Consider the following 20,246-nt stretch of genomic DNA (forward strand, 5'->3'; position numbering starts at 1 on the left):
GTCAGCCCCGGCATTGCGTCAGGCTTTTCACCTGCCCATCCGCCGTCTGGTTAGCCTCGCCCAGCCACGCCTCAAACCCCGCGCCCACCTTGGCCCATTCCCCATCGAGGATCGAATACCACGCCGTATCGCGGTTTTGCCCCTTGACCACCATATGCTGGCGGAACACCCCTTCAAAACTGAAGCCCAGGCGCTCGGCCGCGTATTTGGAGCGGGCGTTGGCGTTGTTGCACTTCCATTCCAGGCGCCGGTAGCCCAGCTCAAACGCGTGCCGGGCCAGCAGGTATACGGCCTCGGTGCTTTTGGGCGAGCGCTGCATCGGCGCGCCGAAGGTGACGTGGCCGATTTCGATGCGGCCCTGGGCCGGGACGATCGACATCAGGCTGAGGAGGCCCTGCACATCGCCGCTGGCGCGGTCGAGCACGCTGAAAAAGTACGGGTCGCTGTTGGCCGCGTGGTTGTCCAGCCACGCGTCGAACGCGGCGCGCTCGGGAAATGGGCCGTAGGGCAAATAGTCCCACAGCTTGGGATCGGCGCCGGGGCCCTGGAGGGCCTGCCACAGGCCATCGGCGTGGCGGGCCGGGTCGAGTTTTTCCAGGCGGATAAAACGCCCTTCGATCAATTGGGCGGTGGGCGCCGGGGCACCTTTCCAGTCTGCGAGTGAGGTCGACATGCGTTGCTCCTTAAAGGCCGTGGAGAAATTGGATAAAGCCGGGACGTTCGGCGATGCGCTCGTATAACGCAATCGCAGTGGCATTGCTCTCATGGGTCAGCCAGTGGACTTTGCAACACCCCTCGGCCTTGGCGGTGGTGTAGACGAACTCGATCAGTGTGCGACCGACCCCGGTGCTGCGTTGGGCGGCCTCCACGAACAGGTCTTGCAGGTAACAGGCGCTTTCGATGCTCCAGTTGGAGCGATGGTAGATAAAGTTGACCAGGCCCAGCGCCTTGCCGTCCTGCCAGGCCAGGGCCGAATGGGTCGGCTCGTTGGGGTCGAGCAGGCGTTGCCAGGTACTGGTGCTGACCGCGTCCGGCAGCTCGGTGTTGTAGAAGCGCAGGTAGGCCTGCCACAGCGGCAACCAGGCAGCGTGGTCGGCGGCGCTTACCCGGCGGATTGCGATCGGGCTCATGTGGGCTCCTTGGGAATGAATCGGGCGAGGGTTTGGTCGCGCACGTCAGGGCTGGCAGCCAGCCCTTGGCGCACGCCGGCGATATCCGCTGCGCTGCGGTTCTGGCTGAGCTTGCGTTTGCCTTGCAGGCGCTGGATCGGCAGGGCGAAACCGACGATGGCCTTGAGCATGCCATCCATGTAGTCCGCGGGTGCGTCGCTGACTTGCCAGGGCTGGGCGCGGCCGCGTTCGTGGCGGTCGGTCAGGGCGCTGACCAGTGTGAGCAGGCGCTCGGCTTCGGTGAACACCTCGGCCTGGCCATAGGCATGGACCGCCAGGTAATTCCAGGTGGGCACCACTTTGCCGTGCTCGGCCTTGGTCGGGTAAAACGCCGGGCTGATATAGGCCTCGGCACCGGCAAAAATCACCAGGGCCTGGCTGCCGTTCTGCAGGTCCTGCCACTGGCGATTGGCTTTGGCCATATGCCCATAGAGCGTACCGTTGGGTCCTTCATCCGGGTTGAGCAGCAGCGGCAAGTGGCTGGCTTGCAGGCCGTGTTCGCCAAAGGTCACCAACTGCGCCAGGCGCGTGTGCCGGATCAGTTGCTGTATTTCGGGCAAGTCGTCGAGGGCAAAGGCGCGGGGTGTGTACATGAATATTTTCCTTGGCGAATGGCAGCATCCTAGGCAGGCTAATGGTTCGTTGTAAGAGCCATCTTTGATCCATTTCATGGGTCCAATGTGCGGAGTCCATGCCATGCCCCCGTTAGCGCCCCCGCTGTCGTTCAACCCGGCCGGAATCGAACTGGACCGCCGTCAGGGCCTGACGCGGCAGTTATACGAAGCGCTGCGCCAGCGGGTGCTGGATGGGCGGCTGGTCAGCGGCACCCGGTTGCCGGCCAGCCGGGATCTGGCGGCGGCGTTGTCGATTTCCCGCAACAGTGTGGTACGGGCCTACGACCAGCTGTATGCCGAGGGCTTTATCCAGGGACGGGTCGGCGATGGGACCTATGTGGCGCAACTGGCAGAAAAATTATCCACAAAACTGTCCACAGGGTTATCAACAGGCTTATCCCCAACCTTATCCACAATTCACGCCAATCCGCCTGGAATTTCCCCCAGGAAAGTTATCCACAGCCCCGCCTTGGGGCGCCTGGAAACCAACCATTTACCCTTGCCACCCACGGGCCCGCCCCGGGCTTTTCGCGTAGGTGTACCAGCCTTTGACCTGTTCCCGTTTGACGTGTGGGCCAAGCTCAATGCGGCTTTTTGGCGCAAACCGGACCTGCAGCAACTGTGCTACGGCGATCCGGCGGGGGACGAGCGCCTGCGCGGGCTGATCGCCGCCTACCTGCGCAGTTCGCGAGGCCTGCAGTGCAGCGCTGAGCAAATAGTGATCACCAGCGGCGCACAGCAGGGAATCAGCCTTTGTGCACAGCTGCTGGTGGCGCCCGGGGATCGCGTGGCGCTTGAAAATCCCGGCTATCGGGCGGCAGGGCATGCGTTCGCCATTGCCGGGGCGAAACTGGAGGGCGTGGCGGTAGACGCCGAAGGCATCGACTGCCAGGCATTGAACGCGCTCCACGACTGCCGCCTGGCTTATGTCACGCCTTCGCACCAGTACCCGACTGGGGTGGTCATGAGCCTGCCCCGGCGCCTGGAGTTGCTGGCCTGGGCCGAGCGCACGGGCGGCTGGATCATCGAGGACGACTACGACGGCGAGTACCGCTACAGCGGCGCGCCCCTGGCCCCGCTGGCCGCCCTCGACCGCAGTGGCCGGGTGCTCTATGTGGGGACGTTCGGCAAGGTGGCGTTCCCGGCGTTGCGCCTGGGCTACCTGGTACTGCCACACGGGTGGGTGGACGCCTTCACCCGGCGCCGCGCCGTGGATGTGCGGCACTCGGAAGTCAGCACCCAGGCGGTGATGGCCGAGTTCATGGCGGCCGGGCACTTCCAGCGGCATATCCGCCGCATGCGCCGCGCTGCCTTGAGTCGGCGCAATGCTTTGCTCGCCGGCTGGCCGGCTGACGTGCCGGGCATGGGCAGCCTGCCCGGCGTCGCGGCGGGGTTGCACCTCACGGTGCGGGTAGAGGGCCTGGCCCGTGAAGCGCAATTGCTGGCCCAGGCCCATGGGGCGGGTGTCGAGATCAATGGCCTGAGCAGCTATTGGTTGCCCGACGCCAGCCCTACGGGCAACCCGCGTGCCGGCCTGGTGCTGGGGTTTGCCGCCGTGCCCGAAGCCGCCATCGCCCAGGCCCTGGCCAGGCTGCGTCGGGCATGGCAGGTCGGTTGACGGTCAGCTTTGGAAGAACAGTGACCGGGCCAATTGCGGGCTGATTTCACTGCGATAAATGGCGATCTGGTCGCGGTCGCTCAAGCCTGTACGGTGGATCGCGCCGCCGAGTTTTTGCTGGTCGCGGGTTTTCAGGTGGCCGGCGCTAAAGTGTTCGGGGGCGGCGGTGGGCGATTCATAGTGAAAGTGGGCATACCACAGCACGGCGTGAGTCTGGTGATCGCGCACTTCGTATTCGTCCAGGTAGTTTTTGCCGGGGCCCTTGAGGCGCCGGCGGGTGACGACCTTGGCAATTTTTACCAACCCCTTGGCATGCAGCCACTCCACCCGTGCGGCGGTGGGCGGTTGCTGTTTGGTCATGCGGATGCGGGTGGTTGTGCCCTGCTCGTAGAGCCGCTGGGCTGTGTCGTTGAGTTTGCGGTTGAGGGTGGCGGCCGATGGGTTGTCGCTGTCTGTGAGGTTGAGCCGGGTCAGCGCTTCTTCAATGGCGCTCGCTGCGTGCTCCAGGCGTGCGGCGTACTGATGGAGCATTTCTTCGATTTCCACCGGGATGCGTCCGGCTTTTTTTGCATGTTCCAAGGTGCGCAGGGTGGAGGTGGGTTCTTCATTGAGCAGTGTCTGCCCAGCCTCCATGCTGGTCGCCAGGTCGCGGGTCTGTGGCTCGCGCCGGCTTGAAGACGGGCTCTGGCGCTCGACCCAGACCCCCGGGCTTTTTTCGTGAAAGGTCGCAATGACCTTGCCGGTCACCGGTGCCTTGATGTCGACCAGATCGCTTTGGGCCGCCCGCGGTTCGCCCACCATCACACCATTGAAGCGCGTCTTGATGACTTTGCGCCTGGGTGTCTGCGGTGTTCTTGAAGTGCCGGGCTTGGGCACCTGGGCTTTTCTTTCTCTGAGCAGCAGCGCCAGTTCCCGCACGGCGGGCTGGTTGAATTGCTCGACTTGCTGGCGAAGGGTTTCCAGGGGTTCGCGCAGCACGTACTCCGGGTGTTCGGCATGCAGGTCCAGCAGGCGTTGATCGACGAGTGCAAACTGCTCGACCAGGCTGTTGAGTACCTCAATGCGCTCGTCCCGGTTGCTGATATGGGTTTCGGTCAGGGTCTCGATCCACGTTTGCACGTTGAGGTCGGCGATATTGATGATGTCATTGAGCTGGATATAGGTATCGGTGAAGGCTTCCCCACTGCCTTCCCCTATGCACAGGTAGCGACTAAGGGTCAGTTGCAGGGCCTTGAGGTCGTGAATCCTGAAATCGGGCAAGGCCCGTATGGTGGCCTGAATCACCTTCGCCCCTTCTACACCAAGGCTTTCAAGCTCACGGTAGCGGGTTTGCGTGTACTCCATGCGCTTGATCATATCCAGGTTCAGTTCAGCCATGGTCTGTGCGACCTCGGTGCGCTTTTTTATATCCAGGCTGGTCATGGCTTCGATGTCTTCCACGGTCCCCACCAGTTTGTCGCGAAATATCGGTAGACGCTCGGCGATGGCAGAGCGTGTCAGCAGCAGTTGCTTGCGCAGATAGTCGATCATGCTGCTCTGGTAGTTGGGCACCGTGTCGATGATGTTCAGCGACCGCAACTGCCGGATGGGCACGTCATAGTCCGCCAGGCGGCTGTCCACCTTATCGAGGAACGCTTGGCGCTGCCGGTTGCTGGACGGCCCGGGCACCGGGTCGATCGCCGCCCGTGCCTGGGACACTTCCGTTTGCCCGCGTTTTTCGTCGGCGTCGAATTTGTTGAGTTTTTCCCGTAGGTCACTGATGCGCGAGGGCGCCTTGTCTCGGGCCGATTGCCGGCGGTTCCTGAAACCGGCACCGCGCAGGCGCAGGCGGGTATCGACAAACCACTGGCCGGCCAGATTACTCACCAGCAAGGGGCCGGTGTGCGAGGGGTGGGTGGGGTCGATGATGATCACATTGTCGTTGCTATCCACCTTGACCTCGAACCAGCGCTCCCCGACGTTTGCGTACCATTTATGTGCAAGGGCATAGAGGTGCAGGTGCGGCCCGGGCTCTTTGACCTGTTCGCCCAGCCCGGCAGGTTGACTGACTTTGAAGCGGTCCAGGGTTGCACCCAGGCTGGAGGGCGTGCGGTTCAGCGCACCGCTGATGTGCAGGGGGCCTTGATGGTGTGCAGGGAGTTCGACGGTGGGCAGATCGGGTTGTCGCACCACAAGGATTTTTTTTACCGGGGGCAGGCTTTCAGGTTCCTCTACCAGGCTGAGGCCAGGTTCTAAGGGACGGACCTTGGTGGTGTCTACCGGGTCGGGGTGTCGTAGCGCCACGTGCAGTAGCAGCGCCATGCCCAGGTTGAGCAGCAGGTCGACCTGGGCGGTCCAGGCCGGTTGCTCGTCAGCGCTGGGCTCGCTGTGCGCCACTGTTTGCAGGTCATCCATGATTTGCCAGATCCAGGCGGCGATGCCGACGGTGCGGCCCATAAAGGGCAATGTCGCACTGAAGAGCTGCCAGCCGATCTGCCGGTAGCTTGCCCAACGTTTCTGCACGTTGGACACCGACTGCCGGGTCGCCAGTTCAACCAGGGCATGGGCGTGGGCCTGGAACAATGTGGCCAGGGTATCGTTACCGAGCACTTCATCGCTCAGGGCGATGGGCCCGCTCATTTGCACCGCCACCTGCGGCTCCACCAACCCCTGCACGACGGTCCACGGTGAAGGCAGTTTGCCAGGGAAGACATACTGTTCGTAGTTGAAGCGTATGTCTTCGGGCAGCCAGGCCAGTACGGCATCGCGCAAGGTGCGGTGGTGTTTGATGGCATAGAGCAGGTTTTGCCGCGACGGGTATTGCGCCAGCACCGGGTCCAGCAGCGGGCTATACAGCAGGCAGGGGCCTTGGGTGTGGTCGCGGGGGCCGATCACGAACATGTTGGCAACCACGTCCTGTTCCTGGCCGGGGCGCAGGGTCGGGATAAACGCCAGGCGCCGGATGACGATCTCTTGCCCGTCGGCTTGCCGGTCATGGTCCTGGGCCTGTACGGCGGCGGCGACCATGCGGTAGCCGCGCTCGTCAAGGCCGTTGCGGCCCTGGATCTTCCACTGCAAGGCCAGTAATGGCAGCTGCAGCCGTAAGTGCCGGGTGTAGAGCAATTGGCGGTCTTGGGCTTCGGCCGGGTTGTCCAGGAGGGTGCGTTTGATCAGCGCCGGGTAGTGCTCGCCGATGTCCAGGGTTTCGATCAGCTCTTTAAGGTAGTTGTACGACAGCCATTCGGGGGCCGGGCCACCGTTGTAGCGTACGCTGGCCTGGCCGGTGGGCAGCCCGGTCAGGTTTGCCAGGGCCAGGTCGATCAGGCTGTGCTGGGTGGTATCGCTGGCGCCGGGCAGGATGAATGTGCCCCAGAGCACCGGGCTTTCGATACTGACCTGGATCTTGTCCACATTCAGGCCAGCGCCTTGGGGGTGCTCGCGAAGACGGTTTTGCAGGTGTTCGCGGGCGTAGTCGCGGATCGGCAAGATACCGTCGCGAAAGGAGCGCCCACGGGACTGGGTATGCAATTGGGCCAGTTCGGTCATGTACCGGCTGTAGGTCGTCACGTCCAGGTCCGACGCATTGGCCAGCCAGTCGGGCAGCCGTTCATGGATCTGGTGCATGTTCGACAACGATTGATCGCTGAGGTCTTCAAGCACCGGCAAGACCCGTGTGACGGCCTGCACGGGCATGGTCTGCGCCGGCGGTTTTTCAAGGTCGGAGGAGCCCAGTGAGCCGATGGCCTGCAGTTGCAGGGCGATCAGGGCACAGGCCGTGCTGTCGAAGAAGTTGCCGGCGGGCTCGTACAGCCGCCACTGCAGCGTCACGTCTGGACGGTACTGCACCACACTGGAAGGTAGCGCTGCGCCGAGGCGCTCCAGGGACTCGAATTTCCGGTACCCGTCGGCCAGCGAATACGTGAGGATCCGCTGGCGCCGCTCATGCTCGCCAATCAACACCGCCATGTCTGTGAGGCCGACATGGGTTAAGCGGTTGTCGTGCAAGGCATCGATGTCCACCAGGTAGGCCCGGAGCCGATAGGGGTCGAATCCCGGGCGCCTGAGCGGGTCGGGAAAGTGGAACAGCATCCTGGCCATGGCGCAGTCGTGTTCATCCCAGCCCTCCAGGGCGGTGAGGTTCCACATGTTGCGCAGGGACTGGGAGAGCCGCTGCCAGCGAGGGCCTGTGGTGTCATTGGATGCATTCCAGTGGTCCAGTTGCTGTTCCTGGAACGCCACGAATATCAACGGCGACAGCTCATTGATCAGGCGGGCGATGGCATCGATCTTGACCGGTAGATGCAGGGCCGGACGTACGTCTGGTTGCAGCGTGAGGTAATGCTCGCCATCGATGTAGATCACCGGCTCAGGCGACAGGGCCTGGCGAGCCAGGACGCTGGTCAGCGACTGGGCAGACGGCGGTGCCGGTTGGATGAGATAGGGGGCGATACGCCAATGGGGCGTGATGACCATGGCCAGGTCCGGGTCGATCATGAGTGTCGGGTATTGCTCCCTGAGGGCTGAACGCAACAGGTTGGCGGCGACTTCCCGGATGGTGGGGCCGGTGCTCAACTGTGTCAGCAGTTCGTAGGTACTGGGGGCGTGGTGGTTGTCCTGGGTCGAGTTGTCGGGCATGTGCAGCTCCTTGGCCGGTGTAAGGCGTGAAGAGCTGCACAGTAGTTTCTGGTGTGATCGGGAAGACGGTAGATAAATAAGCCTGGCCGGGGATTTGCCCCCGGCCATCCCCGGTCAGGTCCCGGACTTGATCTTGGTCCAGGCGCGCGTCCTGGCCCGCTCGGCATCGCGGCCCAGGGGCTTGAGCGTATAGAGCGTGGCCATCGCCGCGTCGGTGGGGTACAGGTTGGGGTTGTTGCGGATCGCCACGTCGACGTGTTCGGTCGCGTCTTTGTTGGGGTTGGGGTAACCGACAAAATCACTGATGGGCGCGATCACCTGGGGTTGCAGCAAGTAGTTGATAAAGGTGTAGGCGTCCTGCGGGTTTTTTGCCCCCTTGGGGATGGCCAGCATGTCGAACCAGATCGGTGCGCCCTCCTTGGGCAGGCGCATATCGACGACCACCCCGTTCCTGGCTTCCCTGGCCCGGTTGGCGGCCTGGGAAAAGCTGCCGGAGTAGCCGACGGCCACGCAGATGTCGCCGTTGGCAATATCGGCCATGTATTTGGAGGAGTGGAAGTAGGTGATGTACGGGCGGATTTTCAGCAGCAGCGCTTCGGCCTTTTCATAGTCACCGGGGTGGCTGCTGTTGGGGTCAAGGCCCAGGTGCTGCAGGGCCAGGGGCAGGATTTCCGAGGGTGAATCCAGCAGCGCCACGCCGCACTGCTTGAGCTTTTTGATGTGCTGTTCGTTGAAGATCAGGTCCCAGCTGTCCACCGGTGCATCGGCGCCCAGGGCGGCCTTGACCTTGTCCGGGTTGAAGCCGATCAGGATAGTGCCGTACATGTAGGGCACCGCATGGTTGTTACCGGGATCGTTGGCCTCGATCAGCTTCATCAGCTTGGGGTCGAGGTGGTTCCAGTTGGGCAACTGGCTGCGGTCCAGCGCCTGGAACACCCCGGCCTCGATCTGCTTGGCCAGGAACACATTGGAGGGCACCACCACGTCATAGCCGGAGTTGCCGGTGAGCAGCTTGGCCTCCAGGGCTTCATTGGTATCGAAGATGTCATAGACCAGTTTGATCGCCGGGTTCTGCGCCTTGAAGTCTTCCAGGGCCTTGGGGGTGATGTAGTCGAACCAGTTGTAGACCCGCAGGGTTTTTTCTTCGGCCTGGGCGGCGCTGCTCAATATCGCAGCGCAGAGCAGCAGAGACTTGAGCCTATTCATTTAGCTGCCCCCTCAAAACCTTCAAGAACATTGACGGCGTTGATGCCGATTTCCTCCACGGCATAGCCGCCCTCCATCACAAACAGCGTCGGCTTGCCGAGCCTGGCGATACGCTTGCCCATGGCCAGGTAGTCCGGGCTGTCGAGCTTGAACTGGGAAATGGGGTCGTCCTTGAACGTGTCCACCCCCAGGGAGACCACGAGGATGTCGGCCCCATAGCGCTCGATTTCCTCGCAGGCCTGCTCCAGCGCCGCGCTCCACTGGGCCCAGCCAGAGCCGGCCGGCAGCGGGTAATTGAAATTGAAGCCTTCGCCGGCCCCCTCGCCCCGCTCATCGGCATAACCGAGAAAAAACGGAAACTCCGCTTCCGGGTGCCCGTGGATCGAGGTGAAGAGCACGTCGTCGCGGGCATAAAAGATCGACTGGGTGCCGTTGCCGTGGTGGTAATCCACATCGAGAATCGCAACCCGGCTGTGGCCCTGGTCGATAAAGGCCTGGGCGGCGATGGCAGCGTTGTTGAGGTAGCAATAGCCGCCCATCAAGTCGCTGGCGGCATGGTGCCCCGGTGGCCGGCACAGGGCGAAGGCGCCAGGGGCGCCGTGTTGGATCGCCTGTTGTGCCGTCAGCGCGACCTGCGCCGCGCTGTAGGCCGCTTGCCAGGTGCCGGCGGTGATCGGTGCGCCGCCGTCGAAACTGTAGTAACCCAACTGGCCATGCAGGCTGGTGGGCAACACCCGGCGCAGGGTGCGGGCGGGCCAGGTGTAGGGCAGCAGGTCGCCGTCCTGGCCAAAGGCCGTCCAGCGTTGCCAGGCGCCTTTGAAAAAATCCAGGTAGTCGCGGCTGTGGATGCGTTGCAGCGGCGCCAGGCCAAAGTCCTGCGGCGCTTGCACCGGGCCCAGCTCACGGTCCTTGACCCGTTGCAGCACATGGTCGGCGCGCGAGGGCATTTCAAAGCAGGGCATCAGTTGCCCGTCCATCAATTCGCAACGGCCGTGGTGCAGGTGATGATCGTCTGAATAGATCGTCAGCATGGTTATTGTTCTCCGCAGGCGGGTTGAGATGCCTTGCAGTGTTGCGGGGCGGGCAGGTTTGGAGAACGGCAGGAGCGGCCAAAAGGGGATAAATATGGCCAAAGAATGTGTCCGTTATTCGCCCCATGCAGGCGCACTGCGCGAGGCTCAAGGGCGAAACTGACTCGGCGCCACGCCACTCCAGCGCACGAAGGCATGGCGGAAACTCGCGGTTTCGCTAAAGCCCAACTGCTCGGCAATGCAGTAGATCGGCAGTTCATCCTCCCCCAGCAACTGTTTGGCTCGCTCGAAGCGTAGTTCATCCAGCAGTTCCTGATAGCTACAGCCCAGGTCGTGCAGGTGGCGGCGCAAGGTGCGCGGCGAACAATTCATCTGCGCGGCCAGGCCATCGATGCCCGGTGCGACGTTCAATTGCGCCGCCAGCAACAGGCGCACCCGCCCCAGCCACGCCTGGCGCCCGGTAAACTCGGTGTTTTGCTTGCGGCAGCGCTCGGCCATGGCGCGGTGGGTGATGGCATCGGCCAGCGGCAGCGGTTGATCGAGCCAATGGCGGTCGAAGGCAAAGGCATTGGTGCTGGCGTCGAACTGCAGCGGGCAATCGAAGCGCTCGGCATAACGCGCCCGGTAGTCAGGCGCGGTGTATTCAAAGCGGGCGCCGAGCAACGGCAGGGCGTGGCCCAGCAGGTCGTCGCAGATGACTTTCAACGAGACCAGGCAGAATTCGACATTGAAGGCGGCCAGCGCCGGGTTTTCCCGGTAATCGCTGGCGGTAAACCAGAGGTGCTGGCCGTCTTGCTCCAGGTTCAACGCAAAAAGTGTTCCCAACAGCGCCGGGTAGCGCAGGGCCAGGCGCAAAGCGTCACCGAAGGTGGCACTGGTCAGTAGCGCGTAGCCGAGCATGCCGTAGGACGACACATGCATGCGCTGGCCCAGTTCCAGGCCGATATCCCGGCGCAAGGCCACGGCGTTGGCACACACGCGCATCTCCTGGTTGGTGGTGATGCGCGGGTCGGGCCGGCTCAGGTCGGCGCTACAGATGCCGCTGCCGGCCAGCAACAGGTCGCTCGCGACGCCTTCGGCCTTGAAGGTATCGAGTATCAGCGAGACGGCATTGAGCGTTGTCAGGTGCGAGTGCAGCATCGGTGAGTCCTGCCAGGGTTGGGCAAGAGCCAGCAAGGAGTGTGCCGCCTACTTGTGGTCAAAAAATAAGCGCTTGGCGGTCTCCAGGTTGATCTCGCTCCGGTAGTAGGCAATTTGCTGCTGTTCGTCGAGCCCTTTGATGGAGTCGGCCGCCGGGCCCTGGCGATACTCGTGGGTTGTTTTCAAGCGCGCGGACAGGAATGACTTGGCGGGTGTCCAGTTGGCCGAATAATGAAAATGCGCATACCAGAGGACTTCGTGGGTGCTGCGCTCGGTGATGATGTATTCGTCCAGGTAGTCTGGCTCGCGGCTCTTGAGGCGGCGGCGCTTGATGGATTGCTTGATGGCGATGAGGTTGCGGTCCTTGAGCCATTCAACCCCGGCGGTGGTCGGCGGATGCTGTTTGATCATGCGTGTCATGTAACGGCTGGCCTGATCGTAGAGATCGCTCGCGGCCTTCTCGAGTTGTTTGCCGAGGACGGTTGCCGGGTGCGCTTGGCTGTCCGTGACGTTACTGCGGGTCAGCGCCTCTTCGATATGTTGATTGGTTTCTTCCAGCAGCAACGCATGGCGGTGGTACAAGTATTCGATGCCCACCGCCGTGCGATCCGGCTTGCTCGCCTGCTCGCTGGCCCTGTGCTTGAACGCGCCCAAGCCGTCCAGCAGGGCTCGGCCCTGTGCCAGGCTGGTCGACAGATCGGGTACGGCGGCCTTGCTTGGCGTTGAGGTAACGCGCTGTACCCACACGTTCGGGCTTTTCTCGTGGAACGTGGCGATGATCTGCTGGGTCAGCGGTGACTTGACGTCCACCAGGTCCGTTTCCAGCCCCAGGGCTGTCAGGCGCGTCTCGCCAATGATCACGCCGTTGTAGCGGGTATGGATAAACCGCTTGCGGGGCTTGGGGGGTGTGGCGGGAGGCGTGGGCCGGTTTCTCAGCATGTCGCGTTCAGCATGCAGTATGGCAAGGTGGCTCAGGGCGTCGCGGGCAAACCCGCGCAGCCGTTCCCGCAGGCGTTCGACGGGGCCGGGCAGGGCCTGCCGGGAAAACTCCTGGGGGAAATCCTCCAGGCGTTCGTCGATGACCTTGAACTGCTCGATCAGGCTGCCCAGGCTGTCGATACGCTCGTCCAGCCGGGACTCGCTGCGCTCCTGCACGGTATCGCGCAAGGCCTGCACCGACAGGTCGGCGCTGTCGACAATATCGTCGAGGGCGGCCCAGGCGGTGGGCTCGGTGGTGTCTTCTTTCAGGCACAGATTGCGGGCCAGGGTCACTTGCAGGCTCTTGAGGTCGGTACTGGTGTAGGAGGGCAATTTTTTCTTGGCGTCCTGAATCAGGCGCAGGCCGTCCTGGGCGAGGGTCTGGAGTTGGCTGAAGCGTGTTTGCGTGTACTCCAGGCGTTCGATCATGTCCTCGCTCATCTGCGTCATCTGCCGGGCGTCTTCTATCTGCCGGCTCTGGGGGGTGTGGGCCTGGAGTTCAATGTGATCGAGCACGGTTCTGAGCTTGGGCGTGAAAGTGGTCTGTGCTTCCCGGATGCCGGCATCGGTGAGGTCCAGTTGAGCCTTGACATAACTGAGTGCCCTTTGCGGGTAATCGGGGAGCGGGGTAAACACATTCAGGCTTTTGAGCTGTTGCAGCGCCGCTTCATAGTCCGCACTCTGGCTGTCGAGTTTGTCCAGGTAGGCCTGGCGCCTGGTGGCGCCGGCGGAGGTGCCAACAACGTCGCTCATCGCCAGGCGCGCTTGTTGCAGCTCATGCTGGGCCGTCTTTTTGGCGTTCTCGAAGGCGGTCAGTTTGCGTCGCACCTCGGTCGCCTTGAGCGTTGCATCGGCCTCAGCTTTATTGATCATGCGCTTGGGGCCACCCCCGCGCAGGCGCAGGCGAGTGTCGACGAACCACTGGCCGGCGGCGTTGTGCAGTAGCGGCGGCCCGGTTCGCGCGGGTTGCCGGGGGTCGATGATCAGCACGGTATCGTCCTCGTCCGTCGTTACTTCAAACCAGCGCTCGCCCACCTGGGCGTAGTGTTTTTCGCCAAGGCGAGAGAGGTATTGGTACGGGCCCGCTTGGGTTTGCGGGGTGCCCAGACCTTGTGGCTGGCTGACCTTGAAGCTGTCCAGCACCTTGCCCAGGGTTGCTGGCGCACGATTCACCGCGCCACTGGTGTGCAGCAGTTGAGCATGGTTTGGCGGCAGTTCGTGGGTAGCCAGGGTATCCAGTTGCTTGACCTTGACCTGATGTTCTACCGCAGGTGTGCCTGGCTCGGGCTCGGTTTTATGGGCGCCGGGGTGCAAGCGCGTGCTGATATGCAGGGTGATCGCCATTGCCAGGTTCAGCAGGGCATCGGTGAAGGCCGCCCACTGTGCGGGTTTATCGCCCTGCTCGCGGGCATCGACGAACTGCTGCAATTGCTCGACGACCTGCCAGATCCAGGTGCCGGTGGCCACTGCAGGGCTGGTAAAGGGCAGCAGGGTATTGAGGATCAGCCAGCCGGCTTGCTTGAAGGTGGCCCAGCGGTTTTCGGCATTGGAAACCGACTGGCGGTCAGCCAGCGTGGTCAGTGCGCGGGCGTTGGCTTCGTACAGGGTACTGAACCACTCACCGTCCAGAGCCCTGTCGTCCAGGCGCATGGGCCCGCTCATGGTCCACAGTGTCGAGGTATCCACCAGGAAGTCCGCGACGGCCCAGGGCGATGGCAGGTCGCCGGGGAACACATAGTTGGCGTATTCGTTGCGCACCGGGTCGGGCAACCAGGCCAGCACCGAGCTGCGCAGGCTGGGGGACTGGGCAATGGCATACAGCAGGTTGGTCGGGGATGGGTATTGGGCAAGTGTGGGGGTAAACAACGGCCGATACAGCAGGCAGGGGCCGGCGGACGGGTCCCGGGGGCCGATCACATACATGTTGGCGACCGTATCCGGCGTGGAGAGCGCACGGCGTTCGGGGATGAAGGCCAGCGGCCGGATGACAATCGGCTGCCCATCCACCCGGCGGTCTGTGGCTTGCGCTTGCATCAGTGCAGACACGTAGCGGTAGCCTTGCTCGTCCAGCCCGTGTTCCTGGCGGATCTTGTTTTGCAGGGCCAACAGCGGTAGTTGCGTACGCATCTGTTGCTCATACAGGGTTTTGCGCCGTGAGGCTTCGCTGGGGTTCTCCAGCAGTTTGCTCTTGATCAGCGCCGGGTAAGCCTGGCCGATATTGGCTTGAGTGATGAGCCCTTCGAGGTAATCGACAGTCAGCCATGCCGGTAGTGGCTGGACACTTTTCCACTGCAATGTCTTGTTGCCGACAGGCACCGCGATCAGGTTCTGCAGGGCCAGCTCGCTAAGGCTCAAGAGTGTGGTGTCGGTCCTGCCGGGGACGATGAACGCGCCCCAGACCACCGGGCTCTGGACCCGCAGGGTGAGCTGCTCCAACGGCAGGTGGGCGGCTTCGGGATGCTGCTTGAGCATTTCGGCTTTCAGCACACTCAGCGCATAGGGCTCGATGGACGGAATATCGTCCTGATAGGAGGCTGCGCCGTTGAGGCTTTGCTGCACGGCCAAATCCTTCAAGTGCCGCGCATAGAAGTTCAGGTCTGAGGTGGAGGCTTCCCGCAACCAGTCGGGCAGCGATCTCTGGTACCAGGCCCGGTCCATCTCGTGATCACCGGACAGTTCACTGAGGATGGGGGCGGGTGGGGCGTCAGGCGACTGGAGATCGGAAAAATCCAGTGCGCCGATGACCGCAACCTGCAACGCGATCAGGTTGATGGCCTGATGATCGAAAAAATTGCCATCGGGCTCGAACAGGCGCCACTGGAGCTGTCGGCGTGTCGCTGAAGGGGTCAGGCGCTCGGGCAGGGTCTGGCCCAGTTGTGCCAGGGAGGTGAACTTCTCATAGCCCCTGAGCAGGGAGTGGGTGAGGATGACGTCCTGGCCGGCCTGCTGGCTGATCAACACGGCCATGGAGAACTCATTGAGATGGGTCACCTGCGTGCCATCGACCTGGTCAATATCGATCAGGCAGGCGCGGATGTTGTAGGGATCGTTGAGCCGTCCCAGGCGGGCCGGGGCGTGGAACAGCAGGCGGGCCATGGCGCAGTCGCGGTCACTCCAGCCCTCGACCTGATGCACGTTCCACGCGGTACGCAAGGTATTGGACAGCTCGTGCCAATGGGGGCCATTGCCATCGCTCTTGTTCCAGTAGTCCACCTGCTGCGCCTGGAAGGCGCGCAGCATGACCGGCGCCAGGATGTTGAGGGTATGGGCAATGTCGACAATCCGCACCGGCAGGTGCGTTGGCGGCTCGGTGAGGGGGTGCCGGGTGAGGAAATGCTCGCCTTCGATACACTCGGTCGGCCGGGCCAATACGGCCTGTTCGGCCAGGATATCGCTCAGCGGCTGGTAGGTGGTTGGGCCGCGCACGATCTGTTCATCGACGATCTCCCAGGTGGGCGTGCCCAGCAGGGTGGTGTCGGGGTCAAGGTCCAGTGTCGGGTGCTGTTCCTGTAGCCTTTGGCGCAATAGCACCGCCGCCACTTCTCTGAATGAGGGGCCCGCGTACAGCTGCGCAAGCAGTGCCTGCTGCAGGTTGGCGGCTTGGGCGGGCGATGATGAGGCGGTTGAGTGAGGCGTGGTCATGGGGCATCCCTGTCTTGCCGGTAGATGGAAACGGCCCGAGGTATCCACTCGGGTGTTCCATGCTAGGGGCCGGCCAGTCAGGGGCGGGGGTGATTATGTAGGGCGCAGGGGGCTCAGCCCAGCTCGCCGCACAGGTCCAGCTCCACCAGCCGGCGCACCTCGGCGTTGGCCAGGCCTGCGCCGAGCAAGGCGTTGAGCTTGCCGAATGCCGCTTCGCGGGTCATCCCTCCCCCCGACAACACCCCAACACCCCGCAGGCGGCTGCCCGCTTCATACACGTCCAGTTCCACTCCGCCTTCATGGCACTGGGTGATTGCCACCACCACGATGTCCTGCTCCTGCGCCCGCTGCAGGCTGGCGAGGAACGCCGGGTTATCGCTGGGCCCGGTGCCGCTGCCAAAGCATTCGAGCACCAGCGCCTGGATGCCGCTGTCGAGCAGGGCATCCAGTTGCCCGGCGCCCATGCCCGGCACCAGGGGCAGTACACCGATATTGGCCAGGGCCTTGGGCTGGCGGTAGTCCAGGGCGGCAGGCAGCGCCTGGGCCTTGGCCACGCCACCGTTGCGCTGCAAGGCGGCAAACGGATGGCGGCCAAAACTGCGGACCTTCGCACAACGGGTCGGCGCCATCAGTGCGCCGTGGAAGTACAGGTGCACCCCCGCTGCCAGGCCTTCGCCCAACGCCGCCAGGGCGCCGCTGACGTTTTCCCAGGCATCGCTGTCGGGCACCCCGGCCGGCAGCATCGAACCGGTGAACACCACGGGCGCCGGTAGGCCCAGCAGTTGGAAACTCATGGCCGCCGCGCTGTAGGCCAGGGTGTCGGTGCCATGCAGAATCAGCACGGCGTCGCAGCCCTCGTCCACGGCCTCGACCACGGCACTGCGCAGGCGCTGCCAGTAGGCGGGGGTCATGTTGGCGCTGTCGATCAGTGGCGACATTTCCCGAAAGCGCCAGGCTGGCGCCGGCAGGTGGGCCAGTTGCTCGCGCATGCGCGCTTCAAAACCCGAAGCGGGCGCCAGGCCGTTGGCGCTGGCCTGCATGCCGATGGTGCCGCCGGTGTAGAGCACCATGATGTTATTGGCTTTGGACATCGAAGAATCTCCTGAACGAAAAACGCCGCCGGGCCCAGAGCATGCCCAAGGCCGGGCGGCGTGTCATCTGTCTACGCTCAGCGTTGCACTTGGGCGTTCAGTTTTACGCTGGCTTGAGTGCTGGGTTCAGGCTTTACCGGGTTGGCCGGCCAGGCCTTGCGGTCCAGGTCCAGGTCCGGGAACTGGCTGGAGTCGAACACCGGGGTCTTGATGCCCGCCGCGCGCTGGTTGTCGTAGTCGTTGAGGATGCGCATGGCGATCTTGAACAGGAACGCCAGGGCGAACAGGTTGACGAACGCCAGCATGGTCATGGTGATGTCGGCGAAGGCGAACACCGTGCTCAGGTTCTCGATCGAACCCCAGAAAATCAGGACCAGCACCAGTGCGCGGTAACCGATCAGCACCTTGCGGTTGTTGCCCACCAAAAAGCGCAGGTTGCTCTCGCCCAGGTAGTAGTTGTACATGATCGACGTAAACACGAACAACGCCAGGGCCACCGAGATAAACATCCGGCCCCAGTCACCGACCACCGCCGCCAGGGAGTTCTGGGTCAGGGCAATGCCGTCGCCTTCAAAGCCCGGGGTGTAGAAGCCCGAAAGCAGGATCAGCAACGCCGTGCAGGTGCAGATGATAAAGGTGTCGAGGAACACGCTGAACGCCTGCACCACACCCTGGGCGACCGGGTGTTCCACCGAGGCCACGGCCGCTACGTTGGGCGCGCTGCCCAGGCCTGCTTCGTTGGCGAACACGCCCCGTTTCACACCCATGATGATCGCGCTGCCCACCAGGCCACCAAACGCCTGGTCGAGGCCAAAGGCGCTCCTGACGATGGTCGCGAGCATGGCCGGCACCTGGTCGAATTGCAGCACGATCACGTAGATCGTCACGGCGATATAGACCAGGGTCTTGACCGGCACCAGCAGGTCGGCAATCGAGGCAATGCGCTTGATCCCGCCGATAAACACCAGGCCCAGCAACACCGCCAGCGCCAGGCCGGTGTAGGTGGTGTCGAAACCAAAGGCGTTGTTCAGCGAGTGGGTCACGGCATGGGCTTGCAGGCCGTTGAAGGCGAACCCGAAGGTCACCAGCAGCAGGAACGCCATGACCATGCCCAGCCAGCGTTTTTGCAGGCCGTGCTGGATGTAATAGGCCGGGCCGCCACGGTAGGTGCCTTCGGCGTCGGTGCGTTTGTAGAGCTGGCCCAGGGAGCACTCGATAAAGCTCGACGACATGCCCACCAGCGCGGTGACCCACATCCAGAACACCGCCCCCGGGCCACCCAGGGTCACGGCAATGCCGACCCCGGCGATATTACCGGCGCCCACCCGTCCGGCCAGGCTGAGCATCAGCGCCTGGAACGAACTGAGTTGGCCGGCGCTGCTTTTGAGGCTGTCGCGAAACACCGCGAACATATGAAAGAAGTGACGAAACTGAACGAAACGCGAGCGGATCGTGAAGTAACCACCGAGCCCGACAATGAGCACGATCAGTACTTTTCCTGAGAGGAAGTCGTTGATGACTTCTAGCATGGAGTATTCCTCGCTGTTTTTTTGTAAAGGCAAAAGCCGGACGGCTCGACGCCACACCATTTCGCAGACAGCACGATAGGTGGGGCGAGGGCTCGTCCCGGCTCCAAGTCGCGGGTTGTTATTAGTTCGGCGTTCGCATGCGGCAGACGATCGTGCATGCGAAGAGGGGCGGCACTATACCTAGCTGCGCGCCAGCCGTCTGCAAGCAGCGCAACTGACCGAGGAATGGTCGAGCGTCACACTGACCTAATGTGGGAGCTGTTGAGCTTTAGCGAGGCTGCGATAGGATCAACTCGGTACACCTGGGAAACCGAATTTGCTGCATCGCAGCCTCGCTAAAGCTCGACAGCTCCCACCTGGCTAGAAGTAGTAACCGATATTCACGTTGGTGCGGTAATACCACTCGTTGCTGCCCACCGAACGGGTGTTGGTAAAACCGCTGCCATTCTCCGCGCCGCCGTAGGGGTTGGCGTTGCGCGCCCAGGTAAAGTCGACCCAGGCCATCACCGGCATCGCCAGGAACTGTGCGCCCACGGTGAACATCTGCGAGTCATCCCAGCCACTCTTGTCTTTCATCATCCGACTGTAATCGGTGTACAGCTTGACCTTCTTCAACTGCCCCAGCGTCGGCGTGTAGACGTCGTAGCCGAGGTTGACCGATGCCAGGCTGGCCTTGGACGCGATCAGGTACGCCGGGGTCAGGCCGTTGCCGCCCATCAGCACCGAATCCTTGCTGACGCCGGTGGGGTTTTCAGGGTCGTACTCGTAGCGGATGGCCTGGCTGGTAACGGTCCACAGCCCCTTGTTGATGATGGCGTGTACGCCAGCGGCCCAATAGTCGCCATCGTCCCTGGTGGTAGCGTTGTACAGCTGGGCGGTGACCAGCGAGGCGCCGATCTCGGTCTTCCAGCCATCGCTGTTGAAGGTGCGCGCCACGCGGGCGTTGAGCTGGTTGCGTTTCTCGTTGTCCTGGCGCGACTGGATCGCGGCAATCGCATTGCCCTTCAGGTCGGCGTAGCGCCCGACCTCAGGCGAATAGCGAATGTCGCTGGGCAACATGCGCGGGAAGAAACCCAGCTGCACATCCCAGTCCTGGTCCTTGTAGCTGTACTTGAGGCCGGTGCCGGCACTGGAGGCATAGCCCATGAAAAACGGCAGGTGGTAACTCCAGCCAAATTGCGGATACGGCTCCAGGCCAAAGGGCTTGAACGGTGCGCCCAGTTGCAGGTTGGAATGGGCATTGAGCCGATAACCAACGAAGCCACGGTCGATGGAGCGCTTGCCGTCGTCCTGGAACCAATAGCCGAGATCGCTATAGAGGTTCTTGTAGGTGGCCTGCACGTCCAGGCGGAACGTGTCGAAGAGGAAGCGGCCATTGTTCTCGGTGGTGTCCCAATGCTCGTCGCGATAGTTGGTGCGCAGCGCGCCGCCGATATCCAGGCTGCTGTCGCCGGCCTCACTGCGCCAGGCAATATGCGGGAAAGGTTTATTGGCGGCGTTGGCCCGCACCGGCTCCGAAGGAACCGGCTCTACGGCAAAACTGCTGAAACTGGTAAGTATCAATCCTGCACACAAGACACGCTTCATAGAGACCTCTATACCGGGTGATCGGCA

At 62.9% G+C, this 20,246-nt stretch carries 12 protein-coding genes; 1 reads left to right on the forward strand and 11 read right to left on the reverse strand.

Annotated features, from left to right (window positions below):
* Position 1 precedes the first annotated feature (1 nt).
* From BLL38_RS14085 to BLL38_RS14095, 3 genes are read right to left on the reverse strand one after another with little or no spacing between them, the layout of a single operon-like run.
* The gene (locus BLL38_RS14085) at positions 2-673 is read right to left on the reverse strand and encodes a GNAT family N-acetyltransferase (protein ID WP_076963091.1); all 672 of its coding nucleotides are present in this window, start codon (positions 671-673) and stop codon (positions 2-4) included.
* Between the two features lie 10 nt (positions 674-683).
* Positions 684-1,130, reverse strand: coding sequence for a GNAT family N-acetyltransferase (locus BLL38_RS14090; protein WP_076963092.1), 447 nt, complete (start codon positions 1,128-1,130; stop codon positions 684-686).
* Complete coding sequence (locus BLL38_RS14095) at positions 1,127-1,762, reverse strand: FMN-binding negative transcriptional regulator (protein ID WP_076963093.1); 636 nt, start codon at positions 1,760-1,762, stop codon at positions 1,127-1,129. The genes BLL38_RS14090 and BLL38_RS14095 overlap by 4 nt, the downstream gene beginning before the upstream one ends.
* 103 nt (positions 1,763-1,865) lie before the next feature.
* On the opposite strand from BLL38_RS14095, the gene pdxR reads away from it, so the two are divergent.
* A complete protein-coding gene (gene pdxR / locus BLL38_RS14100; RefSeq protein ID WP_076963094.1) occupies positions 1,866-3,401 on the forward strand; it encodes a MocR-like pyridoxine biosynthesis transcription factor PdxR in 1,536 nt (511 codons plus the stop codon).
* Positions 3,402-3,404: 3 nt separating this feature from the next.
* On the opposite strand, the gene BLL38_RS14105 is transcribed toward pdxR, so the two are convergent.
* From BLL38_RS14105 to BLL38_RS14140, 8 genes are all read right to left on the reverse strand, one after another.
* Complete coding sequence (locus BLL38_RS14105; RefSeq protein ID WP_076963095.1) at positions 3,405-8,015, reverse strand: dermonecrotic toxin domain-containing protein; 4,611 nt, start codon at positions 8,013-8,015, stop codon at positions 3,405-3,407.
* A gap of 114 nt (positions 8,016-8,129) precedes the next feature.
* Complete coding sequence (locus BLL38_RS14110; protein ID WP_076963096.1) at positions 8,130-9,221, reverse strand: polyamine ABC transporter substrate-binding protein; 1,092 nt, start codon at positions 9,219-9,221, stop codon at positions 8,130-8,132.
* Positions 9,218-10,252 (reverse strand): histone deacetylase family protein, encoded by a 1,035-nt coding sequence (locus BLL38_RS14115; protein ID WP_076963097.1) that lies wholly within the window; start codon positions 10,250-10,252, stop codon positions 9,218-9,220. Before BLL38_RS14115 ends, BLL38_RS14110 begins: the two co-directional genes overlap by 4 nt.
* Before the next feature lie 147 nt (positions 10,253-10,399).
* On the reverse strand, positions 10,400-11,392 hold the full coding sequence (locus BLL38_RS14120) for an AraC family transcriptional regulator (RefSeq protein WP_076963098.1): 993 nt from the start codon (positions 11,390-11,392) through the stop codon (positions 10,400-10,402).
* A gap of 48 nt (positions 11,393-11,440) precedes the next feature.
* Positions 11,441-16,012, reverse strand: a complete 4,572-nt coding sequence (locus BLL38_RS14125) for a coiled-coil domain-containing protein (protein WP_076963099.1) — start codon at positions 16,010-16,012, stop codon at positions 11,441-11,443.
* Between the two features lie 113 nt (positions 16,013-16,125).
* Positions 16,126-17,103 (reverse strand): asparaginase, encoded by a 978-nt coding sequence (locus tag BLL38_RS14130; protein ID WP_076963100.1) that lies wholly within the window; start codon positions 17,101-17,103, stop codon positions 16,126-16,128.
* Between the two features lie 77 nt (positions 17,104-17,180).
* A complete protein-coding gene (locus BLL38_RS14135; protein WP_076963101.1) occupies positions 17,181-18,632 on the reverse strand; it encodes an alanine/glycine:cation symporter family protein in 1,452 nt (483 codons plus the stop codon).
* A 360-nt stretch (positions 18,633-18,992) separates the two neighbouring features.
* The gene (locus BLL38_RS14140; protein WP_076963102.1) at positions 18,993-20,219 is read right to left on the reverse strand and encodes a hypothetical protein; all 1,227 of its coding nucleotides are present in this window, start codon (positions 20,217-20,219) and stop codon (positions 18,993-18,995) included.
* Positions 20,220-20,246: the final 27 nt, after the last annotated feature.

Source organism: Pseudomonas gessardii, assembly GCF_001983165.1.
Taxonomy (GTDB): domain Bacteria; phylum Pseudomonadota; class Gammaproteobacteria; order Pseudomonadales; family Pseudomonadaceae; genus Aquipseudomonas; species Aquipseudomonas gessardii.